Origin of the sequence: Pseudocalidococcus azoricus BACA0444 (assembly GCF_031729055.1) — a bacterium.
Taxonomy (GTDB): Bacteria; Cyanobacteriota; Cyanobacteriia; order Thermosynechococcales; family Thermosynechococcaceae; genus Pseudocalidococcus; species Pseudocalidococcus azoricus.
Genome location: NZ_JAVMIP010000002.1, coordinates 30604 through 55558 on the forward strand (window position 1 = coordinate 30604; position 24955 = coordinate 55558).

Annotated in this window: 29 protein-coding genes; 16 read left to right on the forward strand and 13 right to left on the reverse strand. The window is 50.9% G+C overall.

Translation table 11 applies throughout. The features are described 5' to 3' along the window. Positions 1–4 precede the first annotated feature (4 nt). Positions 5–886 (reverse strand): ACP S-malonyltransferase, encoded by an 882-nt coding sequence (gene fabD / locus RIF25_RS02560; RefSeq protein ID WP_322876993.1) that lies wholly within the window; start codon positions 884–886, stop codon positions 5–7. A gap of 211 nt (positions 887–1097) precedes the next feature. On the opposite strand from fabD, the gene RIF25_RS02565 reads away from it, so the two are divergent. After that, on the forward strand, positions 1098–1604 hold the full coding sequence (locus RIF25_RS02565) for a TIGR02652 family protein (protein ID WP_322876994.1): 507 nt from the start codon (positions 1098–1100) through the stop codon (positions 1602–1604). A 104-nt stretch (positions 1605–1708) separates the two neighbouring features. Here RIF25_RS02565 and RIF25_RS02570 read toward each other — a convergent pair whose 3' ends face one another. After that, entirely contained in the window at positions 1709–2650 is a 942-nt protein-coding gene (locus tag RIF25_RS02570) for an FHA domain-containing protein (RefSeq protein ID WP_322876995.1), read from the reverse strand. Positions 2651–2812: 162 nt separating this feature from the next. Further along, positions 2813–5434 (reverse strand): DNA mismatch repair protein MutS, encoded by a 2622-nt coding sequence (gene mutS / locus RIF25_RS02575; RefSeq protein ID WP_322876996.1) that lies wholly within the window; start codon positions 5432–5434, stop codon positions 2813–2815. A gap of 204 nt (positions 5435–5638) precedes the next feature. Between mutS and RIF25_RS02580 the strand changes: the two genes are divergently transcribed. After that, positions 5639–6547 (forward strand): AAA family ATPase, encoded by a 909-nt coding sequence (locus RIF25_RS02580; protein ID WP_322876997.1) that lies wholly within the window; start codon positions 5639–5641, stop codon positions 6545–6547. Positions 6548–6549: 2 nt separating this feature from the next. On the opposite strand, the gene RIF25_RS02585 is transcribed toward RIF25_RS02580, so the two are convergent. From RIF25_RS02585 to RIF25_RS02600, 4 genes are all read right to left on the reverse strand, one after another. Further along, a complete protein-coding gene (locus tag RIF25_RS02585) occupies positions 6550–6837 on the reverse strand; it encodes a YlxR family protein (RefSeq protein ID WP_322876998.1) in 288 nt (95 codons plus the stop codon). Between the two features lie 10 nt (positions 6838–6847). After that, a complete protein-coding gene (gene nusA / locus RIF25_RS02590) occupies positions 6848–8116 on the reverse strand; it encodes a transcription termination factor NusA (protein WP_322876999.1) in 1269 nt (422 codons plus the stop codon). A 41-nt stretch (positions 8117–8157) separates the two neighbouring features. Continuing rightward, the gene (gene rimP, locus RIF25_RS02595) at positions 8158–8622 is read right to left on the reverse strand and encodes a ribosome maturation factor RimP (protein WP_322877000.1); all 465 of its coding nucleotides are present in this window, start codon (positions 8620–8622) and stop codon (positions 8158–8160) included. Between the two features lie 327 nt (positions 8623–8949). Further along, the gene (locus tag RIF25_RS02600) at positions 8950–9504 is read right to left on the reverse strand and encodes a P-loop NTPase family protein (RefSeq protein ID WP_322877001.1); all 555 of its coding nucleotides are present in this window, start codon (positions 9502–9504) and stop codon (positions 8950–8952) included. Between the two features lie 230 nt (positions 9505–9734). Between RIF25_RS02600 and rph the strand changes: the two genes are divergently transcribed. From rph to pgeF, 3 genes are all read left to right on the forward strand, one after another. Continuing rightward, complete coding sequence (gene rph, locus RIF25_RS02605) at positions 9735–10454, forward strand: ribonuclease PH (RefSeq protein ID WP_322877002.1); 720 nt, start codon at positions 9735–9737, stop codon at positions 10452–10454. 277 nt (positions 10455–10731) lie between these two features. Further along, complete coding sequence (gene groL / locus RIF25_RS02610; protein ID WP_322877003.1) at positions 10732–12396, forward strand: chaperonin GroEL; 1665 nt, start codon at positions 10732–10734, stop codon at positions 12394–12396. A gap of 7 nt (positions 12397–12403) precedes the next feature. Next, positions 12404–13213, forward strand: coding sequence for a peptidoglycan editing factor PgeF (gene pgeF / locus RIF25_RS02615; RefSeq protein ID WP_322877004.1), 810 nt, complete (start codon positions 12404–12406; stop codon positions 13211–13213). Positions 13214–13237: 24 nt separating this feature from the next. On the opposite strand, the gene RIF25_RS02620 is transcribed toward pgeF, so the two are convergent. Next, entirely contained in the window at positions 13238–14086 is an 849-nt protein-coding gene (locus RIF25_RS02620) for an acyl-CoA desaturase (protein ID WP_322877005.1), read from the reverse strand. 218 nt (positions 14087–14304) lie between these two features. Between RIF25_RS02620 and RIF25_RS02625 the strand changes: the two genes are divergently transcribed. Further along, on the forward strand, positions 14305–14598 hold the full coding sequence (locus RIF25_RS02625; RefSeq protein ID WP_322877006.1) for a TM2 domain-containing protein: 294 nt from the start codon (positions 14305–14307) through the stop codon (positions 14596–14598). Between the two features lie 10 nt (positions 14599–14608). On the opposite strand, the gene RIF25_RS02630 is transcribed toward RIF25_RS02625, so the two are convergent. Then, the gene (locus tag RIF25_RS02630; RefSeq protein ID WP_322877007.1) at positions 14609–15097 is read right to left on the reverse strand and encodes a 2TM domain-containing protein; all 489 of its coding nucleotides are present in this window, start codon (positions 15095–15097) and stop codon (positions 14609–14611) included. Between the two features lie 53 nt (positions 15098–15150). On the opposite strand from RIF25_RS02630, the gene RIF25_RS02635 reads away from it, so the two are divergent. The 9 genes from RIF25_RS02635 to RIF25_RS02675 all read left to right on the forward strand — a co-directional run bounded on the left by RIF25_RS02635 (position 15151) and on the right by RIF25_RS02675 (position 21004). Further along, positions 15151–16128 carry a carbohydrate kinase family protein gene (locus tag RIF25_RS02635; RefSeq protein WP_322877008.1) on the forward strand — a complete coding sequence of 326 codons (978 nt, stop codon included), beginning with the start codon at positions 15151–15153 and terminating at the stop codon, positions 16126–16128. 193 nt (positions 16129–16321) lie between these two features. After that, positions 16322–16684 carry a 50S ribosomal protein L21 gene (gene rplU / locus RIF25_RS02640; RefSeq protein WP_322877009.1) on the forward strand — a complete coding sequence of 121 codons (363 nt, stop codon included), beginning with the start codon at positions 16322–16324 and terminating at the stop codon, positions 16682–16684. 79 nt (positions 16685–16763) lie between these two features. Then, on the forward strand, positions 16764–17024 hold the full coding sequence (rpmA, locus tag RIF25_RS02645) for a 50S ribosomal protein L27 (protein ID WP_322877010.1): 261 nt from the start codon (positions 16764–16766) through the stop codon (positions 17022–17024). Between the two features lie 3 nt (positions 17025–17027). Beyond that, on the forward strand, positions 17028–17489 hold the full coding sequence (ruvX, locus tag RIF25_RS02650) for a Holliday junction resolvase RuvX (protein ID WP_322877011.1): 462 nt from the start codon (positions 17028–17030) through the stop codon (positions 17487–17489). Positions 17490–17515: 26 nt separating this feature from the next. Next, positions 17516–18139 carry a DUF3727 domain-containing protein gene (locus RIF25_RS02655; RefSeq protein ID WP_322877012.1) on the forward strand — a complete coding sequence of 208 codons (624 nt, stop codon included), beginning with the start codon at positions 17516–17518 and terminating at the stop codon, positions 18137–18139. Between the two features lie 82 nt (positions 18140–18221). Then, positions 18222–18755 (forward strand): YqeG family HAD IIIA-type phosphatase, encoded by a 534-nt coding sequence (locus tag RIF25_RS02660; protein ID WP_322877013.1) that lies wholly within the window; start codon positions 18222–18224, stop codon positions 18753–18755. A gap of 65 nt (positions 18756–18820) precedes the next feature. Beyond that, positions 18821–19381 (forward strand): phycobiliprotein lyase, encoded by a 561-nt coding sequence (locus tag RIF25_RS02665; RefSeq protein ID WP_322877014.1) that lies wholly within the window; start codon positions 18821–18823, stop codon positions 19379–19381. A gap of 40 nt (positions 19382–19421) precedes the next feature. Continuing rightward, on the forward strand, positions 19422–20501 hold the full coding sequence (leuB, locus tag RIF25_RS02670; RefSeq protein WP_322877015.1) for a 3-isopropylmalate dehydrogenase: 1080 nt from the start codon (positions 19422–19424) through the stop codon (positions 20499–20501). Positions 20502–20617: 116 nt separating this feature from the next. After that, positions 20618–21004 carry a DUF2237 family protein gene (locus tag RIF25_RS02675; RefSeq protein ID WP_322877016.1) on the forward strand — a complete coding sequence of 129 codons (387 nt, stop codon included), beginning with the start codon at positions 20618–20620 and terminating at the stop codon, positions 21002–21004. Between the two features lie 38 nt (positions 21005–21042). On the opposite strand, the gene RIF25_RS02680 is transcribed toward RIF25_RS02675, so the two are convergent. The 4 genes from RIF25_RS02680 to RIF25_RS02695 all read right to left on the reverse strand — a co-directional run bounded on the left by RIF25_RS02680 (position 21043) and on the right by RIF25_RS02695 (position 24342). Further along, positions 21043–22209, reverse strand: coding sequence for a SpoIID/LytB domain-containing protein (locus tag RIF25_RS02680; RefSeq protein WP_322877017.1), 1167 nt, complete (start codon positions 22207–22209; stop codon positions 21043–21045). Positions 22210–22318: 109 nt separating this feature from the next. Then, positions 22319–23899, reverse strand: coding sequence for an apolipoprotein N-acyltransferase (lnt, locus tag RIF25_RS02685; protein ID WP_322877018.1), 1581 nt, complete (start codon positions 23897–23899; stop codon positions 22319–22321). A gap of 13 nt (positions 23900–23912) precedes the next feature. Continuing rightward, a complete protein-coding gene (locus RIF25_RS02690) occupies positions 23913–24140 on the reverse strand; it encodes a type II toxin-antitoxin system HicA family toxin (protein WP_322877374.1) in 228 nt (75 codons plus the stop codon). After that, positions 24133–24342 carry a type II toxin-antitoxin system HicB family antitoxin gene (locus RIF25_RS02695; protein WP_322877019.1) on the reverse strand — a complete coding sequence of 70 codons (210 nt, stop codon included), beginning with the start codon at positions 24340–24342 and terminating at the stop codon, positions 24133–24135. Before RIF25_RS02695 ends, RIF25_RS02690 begins: the two co-directional genes overlap by 8 nt. A gap of 139 nt (positions 24343–24481) precedes the next feature. Between RIF25_RS02695 and RIF25_RS02700 the strand changes: the two genes are divergently transcribed. Further along, the gene (locus RIF25_RS02700; protein WP_322877020.1) at positions 24482–24940 is read left to right on the forward strand and encodes a DUF29 domain-containing protein; all 459 of its coding nucleotides are present in this window, start codon (positions 24482–24484) and stop codon (positions 24938–24940) included. Positions 24941–24955 lie beyond the last annotated feature (15 nt).

The following is a 24955-nucleotide window of genomic DNA, read 5'->3' on the forward strand; positions in this document are numbered from 1 at the left end:
TAAGTTAAAGGGCAGCTAAATCATCCAGACCCGTGATATTAACCAGGCCCAGATTGGGAGTACAGCGTTTGACCAGGCCCGTGAGAACATTACCGGGGCCAATTTCCATCACCTCTGTCACCCCCAAGGCAGCTAAGTTGAGACAGGTTTCTCGCCAGCGCACCGATCCGGTCATTTGGGCCATCAGGCGGGTTTTGATCAGATCTGGGTCTGTGGTGGCCTGGGGTTCAACATTGGCGAGGACTGGCACTTGGGCAGGTTGGAAGGGAATAGTCGCTAAAACATCAGCAAAGGCCTGGGCAGCATCGGCCATCAAGGGAGAATGAAAGGCTCCACTGACCGGTAAGGGGACGGCCCGTTTGACTTTAATTTGACTCAGCAGGGCCTGGACAGCAATGGCATCCCCAGAAATCACAACTTGGCCGGGATGATTATCATTGGCCAATACCACTTGATCCGCCGCCTCAATTGCTGAGTCCAATTCCTCGCGGTCAAAGCCAATCAGGGCCACCATTGTGCCGTTGGCGGTTTGGCTCATCAGTTTAGCCCGTTGCTGCACTAATTTTAGCCCCGTAGCAAAATCAAAAACCCCGGCAGCGTAGAGGGCCACATATTCCCCCAGGCTATGGCCAGCCAAATAGTCGGGTTTAAGTCCCTTGGCCTGGGCCAAATCTGCCAAGACCGTCTCCAGGACGTATAGGCAGGGCTGGGTAAATTGGGTCTGGGATAATTCTGCCAAAGGGGCTTGACATTGCGCCGCCACCGACCAACCCAAAATGGCCGCCGCTTCCCCTAAGCGTTGTTCACCGAGTTCTGTTTCCCACAGCTCCAGGCCCATGCCCACCTGTTGCGACCCTTGTCCCGGAAACACCCATGCTGTCGTCACGCGCTCACCTTTATTTATATTGAGAATTAAATTTTGCTTTGATCTTTATCTTCAGGCTGCCATTTCTGACCCCTCAAAAAGGATAGTCTATCCCTGAACCATCCTCAATCATGACTTGGTTACCTAAATTACTGGGGATCCGGGTGAGGGAGCCATATAATAAAGCGAATGAGTCACCGTTCTGGCCTTTCTGTTTTTCTTTTGGCTTTTCATGACCCTGATTGGCTTACAGTATCCCATCTTCGGCCCCGAAATTTCCTGTCCCCATTGTCGGCAGTTGATTCCCGCTCTGACTCTCACGGATACCTATCTCTGTCCGCGCCATGGCCCCTTTGAGGCTGATCCTAAATCTGGTGAGTTGGTGCATTTACAATCTGGACGACATTGGCGGCTGTGGCAGGATGAATGGTATCGCCAACATACCCACCCCGATGGCATCCGCTTTGAAATTCACGAGGCCTTGGATCGGCTATATACCCAGGGCTATCGGGCCACCCGAGTCGTGATTGCCAAGCGCTACCAAGATTTGATCAGTAGCTATTTAGAGCGGGGCACCCAATGGCGCACTGGAGAAGGGCAAAAATTACGCTTGTATGGCTTGCCGGTGGAGTTTAGTCCCGATGCCGAAACGGCTCCCTGTTGGGATGTCATTAATTTTAATTTGGAAAAAGAACCTGGCGCGCCGACCCGTCCCCCCTACTTTCGGATGTTTGATTAACGCCGGCTGGGCTACTAACTGCCTAGACATGATTCTGGGGGCTGCTTATCGCTGCTGATGGGCCTGAGGAATATTGTGGGTGAGATTTCCTAGATTCTGGTTGATTAGAAAAACCCAGAGGCAATGTCATCGGTTTCTGACTGAAGATGCATCAGGGTTGCGGTCAGGGTTTCCCCGTTGATCATGGGCCAATCTAGGGTCTGGGAGATAATTTGTAGGCGGTTAGCAATTTCCGTTACTTCCGCAAAGAGATGCTCCCGAGGCAGGGCGGCAAATAAATTCAACGCGCCTTGATTTTTGGCCCATTTCCGTTCAGCTTCATGAATCTCAGTGCGCATCCCATTTAGTAGGATAATTCCCAAATCAGGATAGCTGGCATGATAGCGGCGGCAGAAGTCATAGGGATTGGTTTTTGGCATCCCCAGATCTAGCATCAATAAATTGGCTGTGATGCCCAGGCCTTCCACTTGGCCAATCACTTTTTCTAGCTCAAAGTGGGAACTGCCCCAAATGGTCGAAATACCTTGGGAGTTGAGAATTTCCCGCCACATTTCCCCTTGTACTCGTGAGGCGTGGGTCATCAAAACAAACCGATTTCCCTGCACCGAGCCATCTACTATCGGGCCTGGATTAGGGTAAATAAATTGAATTTCTGTTTCACCAATGGTGATAATGTCACGATGTTTGAGGAGGTAAGGCTTACTAATTTTTTGACTATTAACAAATGTCCCATTTAAGCTTTCTAAATCAACAAGATTAAAGTTACCTCGTTCATCCGCTTTAACAACCGCATGATGGCGGGATGACCAGCGATCGGGAAGGACGATTGTACTATCCTTATTTCGCCCAATCACCCATTCCTGTTGATGGCCAAGGGCAATGGAACGCTGCATATAGGGGGAATAAATGACTAAGCGCGGGACTGGGGCAACAAAGACAGCATCTGTATGGGGGACAAAGCCGCGGGATGGTTGAGCTAAACCAATGGGCTTCTGTTGCTCTGGCACATGGGTGGTCTTGTTCGAGGGAGTTGAGGGAGTTTCCATAGGCCAATGCAACTTAAACATGGGCAAGAGTCCTGCGGGAGAATTTTTAGCTTGGTTGAGGATTATTGAGGCTAATAACAATCCCCTACGGCTATTTTTACCCTAGGCTGTGAATATCGGCCACCACCACCGTAAAACTACGGAACTGAGGGAAATCTTGAATTACAACTCATAACTAAACAATTGTCCTTGATGAACTTTTGTTGCGGGTTGCGTTGTCCTAGAAGAGTTCGGCCCGGTTTTTCGTAAGCCTAGAGCAATTTTACTATGTTGTTCAATTTGCTGCATGACTTGCCGGGCCCGTTGAATGACCGAGGGGGGTAGTCCAGCTAGGCGGCCTGCTTCAATCCCATAGGAACGGTCGGCTCCACCCGGTTGGACTTGATGGAGGAAGATAATTTCATCGGGCAGTTCCTTGACAACAACTTGATAATTGACAACATTACTTAACAAACTCGCCAGTTCATTAAGCTCGTGATAATGAGTGGCAAAGATCGTTCTGGCTTGAATGGTCATCGCTAAATATTCTGCTACTGACCAGGCAATAGCTAACCCATCAAATGTTGCCGTTCCCCGGCCAATTTCATCCAGTAAGACTAAGGATTTTGGGGTGGCATGGTTGAGGATGTTAGCAGTCTCATTCATCTCGACCATAAATGTAGATTGGCCCGTGGCCAGATCATCCACTGCCCCAACCCGGGTAAAGATGCGGTCACAGATGCCTAACTTACTGGCCTGGGCGGGCACAAAACTACCAATCTGGGCTAAGAGTTGAATCAATCCCACTTGGCGTAGGTAGCAACTTTTGCCACTGGCATTGGGGCCAGTCAAAATCATCAAATCGGCAATCCCGCCCAGGTGCGTATCATTGGGGACGAAAAAACCAATGGGCAAGGCCTGTTCAACGACTGGATGCCGCCCGCCAGTAATGAAAAGTTCTCGATTCTCGACTAGTTCTGGGCAAGTGTAACCTTGATAAATGGCCACATCTGCCAGGCCCCAGAGGGCATCAATACTGGCGACTGCGGTGGCAATTTGGCGAATTAAGCTGGCCTGGGCGGCAACCGCGTTTCGTAGTTCCAGGAAAATTTCATACTCCAGGTTATGTATATCCGCCTGTAAGGTCATTAAGCGGGCTTCCCGTTCTTTCAGTTCGGCGGTGATGTAGCGTTCTTCGTTGGTCAGGGTTTGCTTGCGGATATAGTCTGGGGGCGGGGCCTGGTTTTTACTCCGGGAAATACTGATGTGATAGCCAGCCGCCTTGTTAAAGCCAACTTTGAGACTATTAATCCCAGTCCGTTCTCGCTCATGACTCTCTAAGGTGACAAACCATTGGCGATCCTGCTCTAATTGCTGACGATGCTGATCCAGATCGGAATTAGCCCCAGGCCGGATTAAGCCCCCTTCCATCAAAGCAATGGGCGGAGATTCAACCAGAGTCCCGTGTAATACATCCCCCAGGTGTTCCAGTTCCGGTGGTAGGGTTTTTAGGGCAGTCAGGTAACTGGATTGAGCGGTGGCGAGAATTGGGGCTAGCTTGAGAAGCGTATCAAAGGAATCACGCAGGGCAACTAAGTCTCGGGCATTGGCAGTACCTGAACCCGCCCGACCGGCTAATCGTTCCAGATCATAGATATGTTGGAGGTGGCGATGGATTTCTTGACGCAGATGGGTTTGGCTGATCAGTTCTTGAATCGTGGCCTGGCGGTCTTGAATGCCCTTAATATCTAACAACGGTTGTAAGAGCCAACGCCGTAAGAGCCGGCCCCCCATGGCTGTACAGGTGCGGTCAATGGCCCACAACAGGGAACCTTGGAACGTGCCATCTCGGGAGGTTTGAGTTAACTCTAAGTTACGCCGTGTTTGTTGATCGAGGATCAAATAGTTTGTTAGCTGATAGGTGCTGAGGGTTTGTAGGGGAATCGGTTGTCCGCGATGGGTATCCGCTAAATAACCTAAAAGTCCTCCAGCCGCGCGAGTGGCCAAGGTTAATCGTTCACAGCCCAGGCCCTCTAAGGAACGTACCCCAAAGGTTTCCAGTAAGCGTTGGCGGGCCTCTGGGTGATGAAAATCTGCCATCGGCCGCAGGGTGTAGCAAAACTGGGTCGGCAGGCCTTCCGGTAGTAAATCCCCACCCTCCCCAGGCCTCAACAGCCGATTCAAATCCGGGGCTTCACTGGCGAGTAAAATTTCGGACGGTTGCAGCCGGGTCAGTTCTTGGTGGAGTTGGTCGCGGTCTTGATCTTGGGTGGTGAGAAATTCCCCGGTGGAAACATCGGCATAGGCCAGGCCCCAATGGGTTCCGGCTAAAATCACCGCTGCTAAGAAATTATTTTTCCGGGGTTGCAACAGGCCTTCATCTAACACCGTGCCGGGGGTAAAAATCCGGGTCACTTCCCGTTTGACTAAACCCTGGGCCTGGGCCGGGTCTTCGACTTGATCGCAAATTGCAATCGCATAGCCCTTTTCCACCAGTTGGCGGCAATAGCGTTCTAAGGCATGATGGGGGACTCCAGCCATGGCAATCCGGCCAATATCTTTGCCCCCTTCTTTCCCGGTTAAAACCAGTTCTAACTCTCGGGCAATCGTACAAGCATCCTGAAAAAAAGTTTCGTAAAAGTCACCGACCCGATAAAGCAGCAGAGCATGGGGATATTGATCCTTCATGTCGGCATAATGCTGCAACATCGGGGTCAAGGTTTGTCGATCCAGGGCATCATGGCTAATTTGCAGGCCGGGGTTACGCCCAAGTCTGAGGGGTTGATCGGCAGCAGGGGATGTCATTGGGACAAAATCAGTTCCATGATCGGGACATGCAGAGTTTTCCTATTTTAACCCCGCCCCCCTAGTTGTAAATTTCCCAGGGTTTGAGTATGGTTGCCATAACCTGAGAGCAGTTTATTCAACATGGTTTATGGTGTAGGGGTTAGATCTTGCCCTTCTTCGTTATCCTCTGGAAACCCGTAACGATTAGCTCGTTAAATTTTTATGCGTGAACCTTTAAGTCGGCTTTTGGACAACCTCAATCAGGTCATGGTCGGGAAGCAGGATGCCATTCGCCTGGTGATGGTGGCCATTCTGGCCCAGGGCCATGTGCTTTTGGAAGATGTGCCTGGGGTGGGTAAAACCCTCTTAGCTAAAGCCCTGGCTCGCTCTATTGCCGGCCAATTTCATCGCATTCAATGCACACCGGATCTGCTACCCACCGACCTGACGGGAACCAATATTTGGAATCCTCAGACCGCCAGCTTTGAGTTTCGCCCCGGCCCTGTCTTTACAAATATTTTGCTGGTAGATGAAGTTAACCGGGCTACCCCCCGCACCCAGTCTGCTTTATTAGAGGTGATGGAAGAGACCCAGGCCACCATTGATGGTGTCACCTATAACTTACCCCATCCCTTTTTCGTGATTGCGACCCAAAATCCTGTGGAGTATCAAGGCACTTTTCCTCTCCCCGAAGCCCAATTGGATCGCTTTGCCCTGGCCTTAAGTTTGGGCTACCCTGCCGAAAGCGAAGAACTGCAAATGCTGCAACGTCTGCAAACCCAGCCATCCTTTGCCACCCTAGAGCCATGCTTATCCCTCGAGGATATTCAGATGCTACGTCTCCAGGTACAAGAAGTCCGGATTGAAGCACCCTTGCAGAAATACATCCTGGGCTTAGTCCGGGCAACGCGGGAGACCGATAGTATTACCTTGGGCGTGAGTCCGCGGGGAGCCGTCATCCTCTATCGAGCCACCCAGGCCTTGGCTTTTCTGGAGGGACGTGACTATGGGATTCCCGATGATGTCAAATATCTTGCTCCCCATGTCCTCAGTCACCGTTTAATTACTGCTGGCGGACGAAATAACCAGGCCCTAGTCCATGAACTTCTAGACATGGTGGCGATTCCCTAGGTCTAGCTCACTGGGGGCGGTAGGGTCAGCGGATGCTCTGGCCTGGCAACTAAACGACTGTGGAGAGTGGCGTAGATTTCCGGCGGAATTGGGGCCTTCAGGACACGACCAAGGTGGTTTTTCTTCTGGGCCTGGTGGAGACAACTGGCCTGGGGGCATAGATAGGCCGAACGACCCTGGCCCTGATCCAAGACCACGGTTTGAGATTGAGCCAACCGCACAACCCGCCAAAACTCTGACTTGTGGCCAAGGCAACGACAACTGAGACAACGGCGAGTATGGGGTGGCATCGTGAGACGACTATTCGTCAGCTTCCTCTCGGAGCAGCAAATCGGTTGCGGCTTCACTGTTCACCTCGACCGCCGCGTCTAAATCCAGGGCTTCTTCTCGCTCCTCAGATTCCCAGGCCGACTCGGCTTTGCGATCTTCACTCTCGTAATCATAGGTGGTCGCATCCCGGACTTCGATTTTCCAGCCCGTTAGCCTGGTGGCCAAACGCACATTTTGTCCTTCCCGACCAATGGCCAAACTAATCACATCCGGCGCAACCAGGACATGGGCAATCCGTTGGGTGGGGTTGATTAAGCGGACTTCCTCAACTTTGGCCGGGCTGAGGGAGTTGGCAATATAGGTACCAGGATCGGGAGACCAGCGGATCACATCAATTTTTTCGCCCCGCAGTTCATTGACCACGGCCTGGATGCGGGCCCCCCTAGCCCCAATACAAGCTCCAACTGGATCCACATCCCGCTCCAAGGTATCAACGGCAATTTTTGTCCGGGGGCCAATTTTCGGATTCGGGGGGTTGGCTTCACGGGCAATGGCAACGATACGGACAATTTCATCTTCAATTTCCGGCACTTCATTGGCAAACAGATAGACCACCAGGCCAGCATCGGCTCGGGAAACTTCCATTTGTGGCCCCCGCTGCGGCCCATCCTTAACCCGCTTCAGATAGACCTTAAAGGTGGCATTGGCCCGATAGTTGTCATTGGGGAGTTGTTCCCGTTTGGGCAGTTCAGCTTCAACTTCCGGCTGGAGGGCATCACTACGCACCGCCATAATCACCGATCGCCGTTCAAATCGTAAAGCCCGAGCCAATAAGACTGTCCCTTCTAAATCTTGAAATTCTTCTTGAACTAGGCGGCGTTGTTGATCCCGTAATTTTTGGGAAAGGACTTGCTTGGTTTGAATCGCCGCCATCCGCCCAAATTCCTGTTGATCGGGGGTGACATCCAGAACCACGTTATCGCCAAGTTCCGCATCTTCCACCACTTCCAGAACATCGGTCAGGGCAATTTGGTGATCGGGATTATCCACTTTTTCGACAATGGTTTTGGTGGAAAGAACCCGAAAGCCTTCATCATCGGGATCCAGTTCGACGAGGAAATTACTAAAATACTCTTCATCAAAGTGGCTTTGGTCTAGACGCTGACTGCGGCGAAACCGTTCATAACCTTTGAGTAAGGCCTCTTCCAGGGCTTCTTGGACGGAGGCTTTGGGTAAATTCCGCTCCCGACTAATTTGATTGAGCATTTCCCGCAAGCCAGGCAACCGATAGGTACTCATAACAACAACTCCATAACAACTTGAATTCAATCTCAGAGAGGCTAGCTCGGCCCCTCTTGTAACTGCACCAGAGACACCTGATCACGAGGAATCGTAATTTTGCGTCCTTTTTGATTCAGGTAAACCGCCACCTCATCTCGCCCAATCAAGGTTCCCTGCCAGGCCTGCTGACCATGGTCTGGGGAATGGGCTGTGACCTGAACCGCAAACCCCCGAAACGACTTGAAATCTCGATCAGTGGTTAAATCATTAGACAGGCCGGGGCTAGAAATTTCCAGAACATAGGCGGTTGTCACCCGATCACTCGCATCCAAAACCTCTTCTAAGCAATGGCTCATTTGGGCGCAGTCTTCCAGGGTAATATCCCGCTCAGGGTGGCGAATATCCACACGCAGGGTTGGGGGAGAGTGATGGGTGTAGAAGTAAACAGCGACCGCTTCCAGGCCCAGTTGGCTCGCCACAGATTTAGCAAGATCATGAACAATGGGAATTAAGGGGTGAGACATAAACGCAGGGACATCAATCAAAACAAGGGGGGGCGAATGAGTAATCTTGACCGATGGCATGACACAGATAGTTCTGAACCAGCGGTAAGCTTGAAAGTCAGCATTGAAAAGCACCTGTTGATCTGGTCATCTGCGGCCTTACACGGGTAATCCTATCGAGGCTGGCGGCTCAGATTCATGGCCATAAAAAAAGCGGGCTAGACCCACTCCTCCAACACCGAAAAAGCAATAAAGTCCAGTAAACCAGACTCTTCCTTCCCATCCTAGCTTAGAGAGAGGTGATCCCAGGCCTGGGCCGCGATTTTCCTAGGAAAACTGGATCAGCACTCAGGTGCGATAGGTGCGGCGTAGTTCTGTGACTTGATCGGCTAATTCCAACAGACGGGGGGAGACAGCGGGGCCGGTAAGAATAATGTCAAGTTGGCGCGGACGATTTTCGAGAAGATTGATCACGGCTGCTTCGGGAATCAAGCCCAAATGTACGGCCAAACTTAACTCATCTAAAACCACGAGGCTGTACTGACTATGGCGAATGGCCTGCTGGGTAAACTCCCATAATTCGGCTAAGGCCTTGACTTCACTCTCGCTAAGATCATTCTGATGTAAACACCGTTGGACATTACAGCGCACCCAATCCAGATGCTGTCCCAGGGTCATAGGTCGCGCCACCCCTAAGTTAATGCCACCTTTGAGAAATTGCACCACTAAAACCGGAGTTCCTTGGCCAGCGATGGTGAGGGCTTGGGCCATGACGGTTGTAAAAAAGCTGCGATGGTGGGCGGTGAAGATTTGAATTAACCCTTCGACACAATAAGGAGGCTGACCCTTGGCCTGGACGGGTGCATCTGAGCGGGGGCGTAGTTCAACAAGTTGGGAAACCATAGGAGACAAGCTGCAAAAAAAGGGTTAATCAAGCGCGCTCAACCAGGCCTGGGAGACACCACCGATCCGTTAACTAAAGCATGATCTGGGGGGAGTCAGCCACAAATATAGTGTAGAACCTTTGAGTTTGTCCTTAGTGAACACTAGATATACAGAACCGTCAAGGGGGGCAGAATGAATTATTCTGGGTAAGGACAACTGCGCGGCGCGTAAGGCATGACTCAACCCCTATGACCTGGCAACGACCTGATGGACGAGACTGGCAACAACTGCGGCCGGTTAGTTTTCAACGCCACTTCACCCAATTCACGCCTGGTTCGGTCTTAGCGAGTTGTGGGCAAACGCGGGTGTTATGTACGGTTTCAGTTCGGCCGGGTGTGCCCAAGTTTTTAGAAGGATCGGGGCAGGGTTGGTTAACGGCGGAATATCGGATGTTACCCGGAGCTACTCCCCAACGCCAAGACCGGGAACTCTATAAGCTATCGGGACGGACTCAGGAAATTCAACGCTTGATTGGGCGAAGTCTGCGGGCTGCCTTAGATTTACCAGGCCTGGGGGAGCGAACCATCTTAGTGGATGCCGATGTGTTACAGGCCGATGCGGGAACCAGAACCACGGCAATTACGGGCGGGTATGTGGCCTTGGTGGATGCCTTAACACGATTGGTCAATCAAGGAGAGTTGCCCCATTTACCCATTAAGCATCAAGTGGCGGCCGTATCCGTGGGCCTGGTGGAAAATCAATCCTGTTTGGATCTCAATTATGCCGAAGACCTAGCCGCAATGGTGGATTTTAACGTGGTCATGACTGAAAATCTCGAATTATTAGAAGTTCAAGGCACTGCCGAATCCGGTAGCTTTAGCCGTCATCAACTCAATCAGATGTTGGATTTAGCTGAAATTGGCATCAAGGAATTGCTGGACTTGCAAAACCAGGCCCTGGCCACCTAAAGCAAATTATCCAATGCTGCTCTAAAAAAGTTGCCCGCCCTCATCGCCAGGCCTGGAAAACCAGCGTAGTCATCTCATCTTCCGCGGAGAATTTTTGCTCCTGTCCATAACCCGCCGGGCCGGGTATCCAGAATGTAGCCTCAAGTTCGGTGATCCCTCCAGGCCCTCACATCAGCACTGACCAAGTGAGAGTGCTAAAATCAGTCCTGTTAAATGGCTCGTCTAACAAGTTTTTGCGCTCACCGATTCACGGGCCCACCAGAGGAATTACGACTCCATGAGTAAAATCGTCATTTTCCACGAAGAATCCCGCCGCTCGCTCGAAAAAGGGATTAATGCCCTGGCCGATGCCGTCCGGATTACCCTTGGCCCCAAAGGCAGAAATGTTGTGATTGAAAAAAGCTATGGCGCGCCCCAAATCATCAATGACGGTGTCACCATTGCCAAAGAAATTGAACTTGAAGATCCCCTCGAAAACACGGGCGCGCAGTTAATGCGGGAAGTCGCTTCCAAAACCAATGATGTAGTTGGCGATGGGACGACAACCGCGACGGTTTTAGCCCAGGCCCTGATCCAAGAAGGCCTGAAAAATGTGGCGGCCGGAGCTAACCCTGTGGCCTTACGCCGGGGTATTGATAAAGCCATTGCTGCAGTAGTAACGGGGATTGAAGCAGTTGCTAAACCTGTGACTGGGGATATGATTGCCCAGGTGGCCAGTGTTTCCGCCGGTAATGACCCGGAAGTGGGGGCGATGATTGCCCAGGCCATGAATAAGGTTGGCAAAGATGGGGTGATTACCGTTGAAGAGTCCAAATCCCTCAGCACCGAATTGGAAGTTGTCGAAGGGATGCAGTTTGACCGCGGCTATATTTCCCCCTACTTTGTCACCGATGCCGAGCGGATGATCGCTGAATTTAATGATGCCTTCTTACTGATTGTGGACAAAAAAATCAGCAGCATCCAAGACTTAATTCCCGCCCTGGAAGGGGTAGCTCGTTCTGGCCGTCCGTTAGTGATTTTGGCGGAAGACATTGAAGGCGAGGCCCTAGCTACCTTGGTGGTTAACAAACTCCGGGGAGTCCTGAACACTATTGCTATTAAAGCCCCCGCCTTTGGGGATCGCCGCAAGGCCATGTTGCAGGATATTGCTGTTCTCACGGGCGGACAAGTGATTTCCGAAGAAATTGGTCTCACCTTGGATCAAGTGGATGTGGGAATGCTTGGCCAGGCCAGCAAGGTAACGGTTACGAAAGACACCACGACAATCCTCAGCAGTGGGGGGACAGAAGCCGCCGTCAAAGAACGGGTGGCCCAAATCCGCAAACAACTGGAAGCCAGCGATTCCGAATATGACAAGGAAAAACTCCAGGAACGGATTGCCAAACTGGCCGGTGGTGTAGCCGTGATCAAAGTGGGAGCCGCGACTGAAACCGAACTCAAGGATCGCAAGCTCCGAATTGAAGATGCCCTCAATGCCACCAAAGCTGCGGTTGCAGAAGGAATTGTTCCCGGTGGTGGGACAACGCTTTTACACTTGGCTGGCAAAATCACCCAGATCCTGGCTGGACTTTCCCCGGAAGAACAAACCGGAGCCAAAATTGTGATGAAAGCCCTAGAATCTCCCTTAGCTCAAATTGCTGATAATGCTGGACAAGAAGGGGCTGTGGTGGTTGAGAATGTCAGAGCGGCTGACTTTAACACCGGGTTTAATGCGGCCACGGGAGCTTACGAAGACTTGATCGCCGCGGGGATTATTGATCCGGCCAAAGTTGTTCGCTCTGGGCTGCAAAATGCTGGATCGGTGGCTGGCCTGGTGTTAACCACTGAAGCGCTTGTTGTCGAAAAACCAGAACCCAAATCTGCAATGCCTCCTGGTGGTGGTGGAATGGGCGGAATGGGTATGGGAGGCATGGGCGGAATGGGTGGTATGGGGATGATGTAGGTTGGCCATGAGCACGGAACAAGGCTGGGCCTGGCAATCTACTCAGTTCGGTGGCTATCTGACCTGTGATTTGTTGCGCGAATTTCCCCACGGATTTTTTACGCGCCAATTTGCTAAACAGTCTCTGGTTGACTTAACCGCCCATCTCCAGGCCCTGGCCCAACCCTTCCGAGTCAAGCAAGTGCATGGCAACCTCATTCACTCCACCACTGATATTTTTGACAACGGCATTACAACCCTAGATTACGAAGTCCAATTACCCGGAGATGCCTTAGTCTCTTCTAAGCCAGATCAGGCCGTTTGGGTGTGTAGTGCCGATTGTGTTCCCCTGCTCATTGCCGATGTAAAAACTGGACAAGTCGCTGCTATTCATGCTGGATGGCGAGGCACAGCGTTGGGCATTACTCCCTTAACGGTGCAACAACTCCAAGCAGCGGGTAGTCAGACTCAAAATTTACGGATTGCTCTCGGGCCCGCTATTTCTGGCCAGAATTATCAAGTGGGTTTAGATGTGGCCGTGACGGTTGGCAAAAGCTTAATTCCATTCAAGCAAGGACTAACCTTAGAAGAGAGGTTAGAATGTCTGCAAAATTTGGAAAATTCTCCGATCAGTGAGGATGCGACACCTGGAAGAGTCCGACTGGATGTTCGGCAAGTGAACACCCTCCAACTTGAGCATCTGGGAATTACTCCCGACCAAATGTCTGTTGCTCCTTACTGCACATTCCAGGATAGCCAGTGGTTCTTCTCCTATCGGCGGGAAAGTGTCAAACAGGTGCAATGGTCGGGAATTGTCTCTAGGATACCCAAGATTTAGGGAAGGACTTAAAAGGCTTGTCAGCTACACTGATTCATCCCGCTGTTCACCCGAGGCTGTAACTAAGCGAACTTTTTTCGCAAATCCTAAAATCTGTAAGAGGCGAATCGTTTCCCATGTCAAGTCAAATTCCCACCATTGCAACCCATGCCGGGCTGAATGGGGGTAGGTGTGATGGTTATTGTGCCAGCCCTCGCCAAACGCTAAAAGAGCCACCCACCAGCAATTCGTAGAATAGTCATCACTTTCAAAGGTGCGATAGCCAAATTGATGGGTGGCACTGTTCACAAACCAAGTCACATGGTAAACCGCCACTAACCGGACAAAAATTCCCCAAATCACCCAAGACCAGCCTCCAATCGCAAATAAAACCAGGCCAAAGGCAACTTGAATCCAAATAAAATGATCATCTAAAAAACGATAGAACGGGTCTTGGTTAATATCTTTGGTGAGGCGGTCAATTTCTGATTTTGCCGGAATTTCGGAGAGCATCCAGCCCATGTGACTCCACCAAAAGCCCCGCCGAGAATTATGTTGATCTTGATCATGATCTGAATGGAGATGGTGGTTTCGATGCAGTCCTACCCATTCAATCACGCCACCCTCACAGGCCAAGGCTCCACAAAAGGCAAAGAAATATTCGAGAAATTTGGGAAGCTGAAAACTGCGATGGGTCAATAGCCGATGCCAGCCCAAGGTAATCCCCAGGCCCCCAGTCATCCAAAATAAGACTCCGCCCACAGCCAGGCCTGACCAGCTAAAGGTGCCAGGAATTAAGGCGCACAAGGCCCCCAAATGTACCAACGCCATGAAAAAAATCGTTTTCCAGGCCGGTTTTAGGTTTTGCGGTGGTAATTCTTGGGCAGCAGTCATGGAGATTTATACCTATTTAACTTGTGTTTATTATGCCCGATTGTTTCCAGACCGGGTGGGGGCTAACCGTTCCTTAACCGTATGCCCTGACAATCTCAGCGATATGCTATAAACCTCGGACGATGCTCGTAGCCTAGGTCACAGTATCTTGCACAAGTTATGCCTAAGCTGGGTAAGGATATGTAAAGCAAATGATCGGACATTTAGGGAAATTTTTGATGCCACTGTCAGATCAGACCAGGCCCAAATTCATCTACAAAAATCGGGCTGTGGCGATTTTCTTAGCCGTTGCTGGATTGTTACTGCCTGGCCTGCATAAATTTTATCTGCGTCAATATCTTTGGGGGTGTCTCTATTTACTCCTAGGGGTGCTGTTGCCGGCCTGGGGCATTGCCAGGGTTGCCAGCATCATTGAAGGAGTCTGGTATTTACTCCAGGGACAAGGAGCATTTGATGCCCATTTCAACCCCCAGTTTAAGGCCCTGCCAGTCTGTCCAGCCCAAGATGCTTGAGTTGCGGAACTTATTGGGGCAATGTGCTTTGGAGTAACCGACTTGTCCACCGACTCAGCCAACCCCGGAATTGATGCCGCCGATACCACTTTTGAAAGGCTTGTTCATAGGCTTCTCCTTTCGGCTGATAGACGGCCCAGGCCTGGAGACTGAGGCGCAGACTTAAACCCAACAGGACATAGAGCGACCAAGGTGTTCCCCAACCCGTGAGCGTATTTAAGCCCACACAAGCACTGCCAATCAGAAGATAACGCCCGACCCGTTGCCCCAATTGCCGTTGCCGGAGTAGATCAAATTCTGCCTGCTTGGCCTGGATGGTCTGGTTCGCTTGCCATTCCTGTTCCGCAATGATTAAGTCACCCGGAGTTAGGCCCAATTCCCCGGCAATTTCCACCAGATCATCCCAAGAAAATTCCCCCTGATTTTGTTGGCGCGAGAGGGCTATTTTCAAAATTCCTTGTAAATCGTCCGAGGAGTAGGCGGTCTGATTTTGGGGCATAGGGCAATCCCGTGGAATAATGCAACCAACATAGTTGTTTTACTGCTTCTATTATGCATTCTGCTGCTGCTGTCCCGAGCCTGCCCCCTGTGCTTTGTTTGGGGGAAGTTTTAGAAGACTGCATTACCAAAGACCACCAACGGCATTGTTATTTAGGGGGTGCGCCGGCCAATGTTGCGGCTGGCCTAGTCAAGTTGGGAACTCCGGCGGGGTTTATTGGGGCAGTGGGGCAGGATGCCATTGGAGATCGGCTGGTTGAACAATTAGAGGACCTGGGGGTTAATCTGGCTGGTCTTCAACGGGTCAACCAGGCCCCCACCCGTCAAGTTGTTGTCCGACACCAGGCCAATGGCGACCGGGAATTTATTGGTTTTGCGCCCGTAGATTGCCCTTGTTTTGCCGATGAACAACTCCAGGCCTCCCAGTTACCCACCTCACTGATTGAATCGGCGCGATTTTTAGTGATGGGAACACTCGGCTTTGCTGCACCGATGACGAGTCGGGCCTTAACCCAAGCCTTGGAATTGGCCCAAAACAATCAGATCAAAGTCTTAATTGACATCAACTGGCGGCCGATTTTCTGGACTGATCCGGAACTGGCCAAATCCACCATTCGCCCACTATTATCCCAGGCCCAGGTGATTAAACTCGCTGCGGAGGAAGCAGATTGGCTATTTCAGACCACAGACCCAGAGGCGATTAAAAATCAGGTGCAAGGCAACACTGGCCTGGTGGTGATTACGGATGGGGAACGGGGCTGTCAATTTTCAACCGGGACAATTTCAGGAGAACTACCAGCTTTTGGAGTTCAGGTTGTAGATACGACTGGGGCAGGGGATGGCTTTGTGGCCGGACTCCTCCATTGTCTCTGTCCAGTCCAGGATCTGCACAATGCCCTCACCAATCCAACATTCCTGACTCAATCCCTCCAATTTGCCAGTGCAGTCGGGGCAATGGTGACCCAAGGGGCCGGGGCAACTACTCCCCAACCCACAGCCTCAGAGGTACAAAGGTTTTTAGACTGTCCTTAAGTCGTTAAGTTAAGGATAAATTCGCACCTTTACCTAGAATTGGGCCATCACCCCTTAACCCAAAGATTGACGGCATCCCCTTAAATTAACTATGATTGAAAATTGTCAGATTATTTTAGACTGCTCGAACCAGGTTAAAAGGGAAGGATGCTAGTCCAAGCCCACCTCTACGGCAGCGTATGGAGTTTTTGCGATGACCTATGCCATTATTGCCACCAGCGGCCAACAACTGCGCGTCGAACCCGGCCGATTTTATGATGTGAATCGACTTGCGGCTGACCCGGAAACAACCTTAACCCTGGATCAAGTCCTCTTGGTACAAACTGGAACAGAGGTTCTGGTTGGCCAACCGCTGGTAACTGGGGCTACAGTTCAGGCCGAGGTCATGCAACATCTGCGGGGCCCCAAAATCGTGATTTACAAAATGAAGCCCAAGAAAAAGACCCGCAAAAAACAAGGCCATCGTCAAGAGCTAACCCGGATTATGGTGACAGATATTTTGGTTGACGGTCGCTCAATGGTTGGGGAAACCCCCGCTGAAGTTGTCACCGCCTAATCTTGCTCTCGGTTCGGAAAATCATCCACTAGGGTTTTATTTAGTTAATCTGCTCACAAAATTTAGGGAGAATCAACCAATGGCACATAAGAAAGGCACCGGCAGTACCCGTAACGGTCGTGACTCCAATGCCCAACGCTTGGGGGTCAAACGCTTCGGTGGACAAGTGGTCAAAGCTGGGAATATTCTCATCCGGCAACGGGGAACAAAAGTGCACCCTGGAACCAATGTGGGTCGGGGGAGTGATGATACTTTGTTTGCCACCATTGAGGGAGTTGTCACCTTTGAACGGTTTGGTAAAAGTCGCAAACGGATTAGCGTTTATCCTTTGGAAGCATAATTGATGATTTCGGCCCTGGGCCTCGACTTTGGCCGGAAACGGATTGGCTTAGCAGCCTGCGATCAATTGGGTCTAATTGCCTTTGGCCTGAAAACCCTGATTCATCGCTCCTTTGCCGAAGATGCCCAGGCCATTGGGTACATTTGTCAGCAACGGGAGGTTAAGCAGCTAGTGGTTGGGTTGCCTTTGATGATGAATGGTGAAATTGGCACCCAGGCCCGCCATGTCCAGCGTTGGGGAGAACGGTTGGGGCAAGTCCTGAATCTCCCGGTTGTCTTTGTGGATGAGCGGCTCACCTCTTACCAGGCCGAAGAAATGTTACGGCAGCGGGGCTATGGGCGACATTCCCAGCGGCAACGATCCACCTCCCAACCGACCGTTGATAGTCAAGCGGCGGCGATCATTCTCCAACAATGGCTTGATCAGCAACGTTCAGGGGTGACAGCCAAGTGTTATGCTTCGTAGCCATAAGGGATAATTAAACAATCATCATGGGTCGAAACAACACCGGGCAAAACAATAACTCAGAGTGGTCACCCACAGATCCTGAGCAAGAGCGTGAGCAAGTGACCCTGCTCGATGAGTTTGGGCGCGCACTCGATTGTTTTATTGAATTTAGTCTGAAATTTAGTGATCAAGAATATGCGCTGTTACAGCCGATTGATTTTCCGGTGGAAATCTTTGTGGTCTTAGCTGATAGCGATGATGAAGAAACCCTAATGCCCCTGGAAGAAGAGGATATTGATCCCGTTTTTGATATTGCCCGGGCAATTTTGGCCGAACAAAACTTGCTGTTGAAACGGACGGCCCATTTCCTAACCGTGGAAGGGGAAGTGCCCCTGGCCGATGAGGTGGAAATTGTCACCTTTGAAGAAGATGAAGGCAGCGAACAGGAGGAAGAATATCAGCCTCTGGGTTCCAAGTTCTTTCATCAGGATCGCGAATATGCCATCTATATGCCCCTCAGCCCAATGCTTTTAGTGGCCCGTCTCCGGCCTGGTCATAAACCCGAAGTTCTCTCCCCCCAAGATTTTCAACACATTCAACCCTTAATTGAAGAGCATTTGGAAAAGCACCTGGTTGACTGGGTGGGTGACGAGGAAGAGGATTGGTAAGCGACCGTGGTTTTGGAATCAGATTAACTATCGTTTTTCAGTATGACTTGGTCATTCGATTGATCAGATTCAGGATTTAGTGATGGCCCCGTTGGAACTTGCGTCTCTACTTCAGCCCAATCTTGTCCTCGGGGAAAATGTCCTATTGCTAACCCCATCTTTGCTGTTAGAGCATGATCTTAAGGGGTTGATTCTGGATGTGGATGATACCCTTGTGCCCACGTGGGAGGAAGAAGTTCCCCCGGAAGTTCTGGCCTGGTTAGCGGACATTAAAGGGCAGGTGTCCCTCTGGCTGGTGAGTAATAATCTCAATCACAGTCGGATTCGCCGGATTGCGGAAACGTTGGGAGTTCCGTTTTTGATGGGAGCCGCCAAGCCCTCTCGCCGGAAACTCCGCCAGGCCCTACAAGCCATGAACTTACCCAATGCCCAAGTGGCGATGGTTGGCGATCGGGTCTTTACCGATGTTTTGGCCGGCAATCGCTTAGGGATGTTTACAATTTTAGTCCGTCCTATGGCTAACAAAGCCCACCCAGCCCGCGGCATTTTCCTCATTCGCTCCTTAGAAATTTTTATTTCCCGCTTACTGGGGGCTAACATTGACAACCAGGCCTAGGGGGCAACAGGGGAATTGAGCCAAGAAATCAGCCTAAAATAAATAAACATTCATCAATTAGATACATGGATATTCAAGAATTTTTTGGACAGAGTTCCGGCCGCTGGTTTTCACAACGGACAAGTCATCACCTGGCCTTCAAACAAACCGAGTCGGGCCAGTCTCAGTTAACGATTGAGTTAGTTCCGGTCACAGATGCAGCGGTTATTGCCCTCTGTCAGCAGTATGAAATTGATCCCAGTTTGGCCAGTTGTGGGGCGCGGGTCAGTTGGGATGGCACCATGGCCTGGGATGAGGAAAAGCATCAAGGCTCTACGGTTTTAGTCACGGTTCCCGATGCCCCGGATTCTCTCACGGGTCAGCTTTTACGGGAAGTCGGTTATGCGGAAAAAACACCCGTGGCGGGCCGATATGTGATGGGGGATGATGGTTCCCTGACCCTGATTACGGAATATGAAACCATGTACTCCGAAGAACGGCTTTGGTTTGCTAGTCCTAATTTGCGCCTGCGTACCAGTATTCTGAAGCGATTTGGTGGCTTTAGTATGGCTACCTTCTGCTCAGAAATTCGTTTGGGTGTCACCAAGCCCCCTGAAGAAGCTGCCACCGTTGCGGCCAGTAAATAACTCCCTTTGACCGTTTTTTCTGCTGGAAACCCTGATTCCTATGACCTCCTATCGCATTACTCTCTTGGCTGGTGATGGCATTGGCCCGGAAATTATGGCCGTTGCTGTTGCTGTTCTCAAGGCTGTAGCCCCGCAGTTTGGCTTAACATTCGACTTTACCTCTGCCTTGATGGGGGGAGCGGCCATTGATGCGACCGGAGACCCCTTACCCCCAGAGACATTGGTAACCTGTCGGCAGAGTGATGCCGTGTTATTGGCGGCCATTGGGGGCTATAAATGGGACAATTTACCCCGACATTTACGCCCAGAGACGGGTTTGTTGGGACTGCGGGCTGGGTTGGGATTGTTCGCCAATTTACGGCCTGCCCAGATTTTGCCCCAACTGATTGATGCTTCTTCCCTGAAGCCAGAAATTGTCTCTGGTGTGGATATTATGGTGGTGCGAGAACTGACGGGAGGAATTTACTTTGGCCAGCCCAAGGGGATTTTTAGCACGGCATCTGGGGAAAAACGGGGTGTGAACACGATGGCCTATACCGAATCAGAAATTGATCGGATTGGGCGAGTTGCCTTTGAGACCGCCCGACAGCGGGGCAAGAAACTCTGTTCAGTGGACAAAGCCAATGTCTTAGAAGTGTCTCAACTCTGGCGGGATCGGATCAATGGACTCGCCCAAGACTACCCTGATGTGGAACTTAGTCATCTCTATGTGGATAATGCGGCGATGCAGTTGGTGCGCGCCCCCAAGCAATTTGACACGATTGTGACGGGGAATCTATTTGGGGATATTTTGTCGGATGCAGCGGCGATGTTAACAGGCAGTATTGGGATGCTACCTTCAGCCAGTTTAGGGTCTGCGGGGCCTGGGGTGTTTGAACCGGTTCATGGCTCGGCTCCAGATATTGCGGGTCAAAATAAGGCGAATCCTTTGGCCATGGTACTGAGTGCGGCGATGATGCTCCGTTATGGTTTGCATCAACCCGGCCCGGCCCAGGCCATTGAACAGGCTGTCTTCACGGTTTTGGATCAAGGCAAACGCACTAGGGATTTAATGGGGCCGGGAATGACGCTTTTAGGGTGCCAAGAAATGGGACAAGCTCTCCTGGATGTACTCAACTAAGGTCTTGCGATCAAGGTCTTGTGATTACAGTCAATCATTCAAATCTGTCAGGACTGAGGCGATTAAACTGGGGAATTAGCCATACCCATAAATTTCCTAACTCTGGAGGCCCCATTTTGAACCCTGATGAACTCAATCAGCACCCGAAAAATGTCCTAGGAACTCCCCTCCAAACCTGCTGCACCAATCCTATGACGGGGTTTTATCGTACGGGTTGCTGTGAGACGGGCCCAGATGACCGGGGTGTTCATGTGGTGTGCGCCCAAGTGACACCGGCCTTTTTGAATTACACCCAGGCCCAAGGGAATGACTTAACAACTCCTGCCCCCCAATTCAATTTTCCAGGCCTGAAACCAGGAGATCGCTGGTGTTTATGTGCCAGCCGTTGGCAAGAAGCCTTAGAAATGGGTGTGGCCCCGCCCGTCATTTTGGAATCAACCCATATTGCGGCTCTAAACTATGTGGCCTTAGAAGACCTAAAACAACACGCCTTGAAACCCTGAGCCTAGGTTCTATTCCCATTTGAGGGGTTGGGCTAAGATTAATTCCGCATCTGGCTGATGGTCACTCCTTGGTAATAGTAGGTGAGAATTTGGTCATAGGTATAACCCTGATTGGCCATCCCCAAGGCTCCCCACTGACTCAGCCCCAGGCCATGACCATTACCCCGTCCAGAAATGAGAAAGCTAATGGGTGGGATGCGGGGATTAATTTGACTGGCCACAAGGGGGAGTTCCGGTTGAATGGTGAAGAGAGTTGAACGCAAACCTAAGGCAGAGCGCACCTGGGCCCCAGTCATTGTTCGTGTCCCGGCATCGCCAATAACTTGCACTTGTCTGATGCGTCCCTGTGGGCTGATTTGGGTGGGCTGAATGGCGAGAATATTACCCACTCCCGGAACTCGTTGGCGTAGTTGAGCCGCGGTGAGTTGAATCGTCCATTGGTACACAGGGGCCCCTTGGTCAAAGTCAGGCACACCGCGGAGGTAGGGAACTGCACCAGACCAGACCTGCTCCGAGTTTTCAGTATGTCCCCCTGATGCCGAGTGAAAGACTGCTTCAATCAGTTGTCCGTTGTAGGTGAGGACTTGGCCCTGGGTTGCTTGGACGGCGGCAATGGTACTCGCTGTCTCTGTTGCTACGCCTGGGTAGGCCTGGAATAAGACAGAATCTCCTAGGTCAAATAGACTTGTTCCCCGTCTAAGTTCCCGATTCCGGCGAAATAGGGCAAAGGTACGCGCGGCGACGGCCTGGGCTTTGAGAGATTCTAAGGGCCAACTGGGATACATTTCCTTGCCCACGACACTGGGGAGATACTCCTCTACCTCAATATGATTGACGGCCACCAGGCCATTGCCCGTGCCAATTAACTCTAAACGCCCCCGATACCATCGTTCTCCCACCTGTACCTGGCCCCCTTGGGTCGGTTCAATCCACAAACGCGCCCCCGACATCCGCCCCAAACTAACACTGCTACCTGTGGCGATGGCCGTTCCCTGTAGGACTTGCAGATTGGCAATTTGGCGGCGGTTACTGTCGAGAATATTAGCTGGGGTGGAACTGGCAACCTTCACCTGAGAGAGGTTTTGCTGCACGGCGACCCGTAATTCCAAGGCCAGGCCTGGGGCTATGACCACTAACCAAGTGACGATGCCCAGGAAACCCGTGGGGACAATGTGACGAAACCAAAGACGGCCAAGGAGGAGCATAGGATCATTCCCAGAGGGTGATTTGGAAGCGGGACTAAATTAGGATTCGCAATTGACAAATCAGTTTATACCAGAACGGGATGCCGACTGATTTGTTCCGAGTTGGCCCCTATGGGCGTGAACCAGGGCTTTGAGACCGTTGCAGCAACCCCATTCCCCCCAGGCAAAGCAGCAACATTGGGGTTAACCAGTCGCCATACCGGACATAGAGGGTTTGGGTTTGCCGCCGATAAATGTGGGCTAAGTAACGATCTTCTTGGCGATAGGCTGATAACCAGAGGGTGTTTCCGTGGGGGTCTGTGACACCTGAGAGTCCGGTATTGGTAGCTCGCAGGGCATAGCGATCCGTTTCAATTGCCCGTAAAATGTCCTGGGCCTGGTGTTGGCGCATCATGGTGGCATCGTAGGGGTCGTTATTGGCCACCGTCATGATCCACGCTCCGCCCAAATGGGCTTGATCCCGAAACACATAGGAGAAAGCTGAATCAAAACAAATCCCAATAATCCCTGGGCCAAGGGGCGTTGCAAACTGTTGATCCAAGCGGCCGGGAATCAATTCAGACGTGGCTGTGGAAAGTCGGGAGACAACACCTTGCAAAAATTCGGGAATATATTCTCCCAGGGGCACCAGTTTAATTTTGTTGAATTGACTATAGGGGGCGGTGTTACCCGTCAGCGTGATTAAACTTTGCGTTAGGGCATTATTGCGATTAGTAACTGGCATAAAAATTCCCAGCCACAATGGCACATTTTCAGTCCCAACCACTTGGGTTAATTCTGTTAATTTCGGGTTCGGCCAGACTAACGGGATGGCTGCTTCGGGGGTTAAAACTGCCTCGGCTCCTTGTTGGACGAGTGCCTGATAGCCTTGGGTGTAGCGTGATAGGGCCTGGTTAATGCCTTGGGGAGTCAGTTTAATCCGGGTGGGAATGTTGCCTTGAAGAATCCCGATAGTCAGCGGGGCCTGGTTATCTGGGGTGAGGGGAGTTTGCAGCCAAATCCAGCCGATCCCTTGGGCAATTCCCCACCCTAGAATTGGTAATAGCCAGAGTTTGAGAGGTTTGGGGTGGTTCCATAATTGCTTCCAGGCCCCAGCAATCATCCCATTCACCAGCAGTAACAAGGCACAAATCGTATTAGGGCCTGATACCTGCCCCCAGTGCAAAATAGCCAGATTTCCCGGACTTTGAGTTAAAGCATAGGATGTCCACCACAAGGGCGAGCGAGTCCAAATTCCTTCCAGCAAACACCAAAGCGCGATCCCCAGCAGCAATTCCCAGGCCCAGGCTTTTCGCCAAGGAGTCATGATCGCCAACACGCCCCCCCAGGCCCCGACCAGCACTACACCCCAACCTGTGACCGCAACCCAAGCCCCTAATGCCACAGCCAGACTCTGCACCGGAGATAAACCCATCCACATCAACGGATGCAACCCGGTAATCCAGGCCAGGCCCCAGCCATAGAACCCCAAGCCCCAACAGCCCGCTGCAAAAAATCCCTGCCGAAATCTCGCCCCGATATCTTGATATTCAGTCTTAACAGTTGCAATGAACCACACCGGAGCCAAACCGACCCAGGCCAGACCCCAAACTCCCCACGGCGGCAAGGATAGACCGGTGATTAAACCAAGGAAAAATAAAGTAACTCCCTGCCCTAATCCTGACAACCAAACTCGCTTTAGGAGGCTCAAATGCACAACTCTTTTATAAATTTTCAATCAACTCCTCAACTGTGACCTGTGCCTGTTTGAGAATTCCCCTTAAAGTTCCGACTTTTAACTCTTGATGGACTGGCACCACACAACCTAACTCTCCTTCCTCTAGCCTCTTTTTCATCACAACATGACTCCCTGTTTGACGGATCCGTTGAAATCCCAAACGCTCTAATGCTCTGATTACCTCTCTACTTGAGATTCGTGGGAGCTTAGGCATAACTAATTTCAATACTGGTCACGAACCTAGGGGATTTTTCGGGCAAAGGGAATTCTTCTAAATACAGTCGAGTTGCTTCTTTCAAGCCGGTAATCGCTTCTTCTATCGTTGTACCTTGATCAACTGTTCCAACCTCCGGACACTCAGCAATATACACATCTTCTTCCTTGTAAATAATCGCAGTGAAATGTTGGGTGTGCATCGAGATACCTTAAATCTTTGGGTAGAATGGGGACAGATTGTAGGATTATGAAATCTATTTCTAATTATATTGCTGCTCAAGAAATCAGGAATAATTTTACAGCACGATTCAAGATATAGCTCACACTTGCGTTATCAAAATGAATACTCAAACCCCCATTCCTCTTTCTCTTTACGAACTCGATTTCCAGGCCTGGACTGAAACCCAAGCAGAATATTTACGCACCCATAATATGGAACAACTCGATTTTGAGAACTTGGCCGAGGAGATTGCAGCATTGGGCAAACAGCAACAACAGGAACTCGAAAATCGCTTGGGAATTCTCTTAGGACATCTATTAAAATGGCACTATCAACCCCAATTTCGCAGTAAAAGTTGGCAGGCTACGATTCGAGAACAACGGCGGCAAATTAACCGATTGATTAGTAAAAACCCGAGCCTGAAATCCTATTGGCCAGAAGCGATGGCTGAAGGGTATTTGAATGCCCTAGATTTAGTTGATCGAGAAACTCCCCTAAAATTATCAGAACTCCCAGAAGTCTGTCCATTTTCAGTTGATGAGATTTTTGATGCTCCGATTGAATTTGAATGCGATTAAAAAAATCTGAAAATG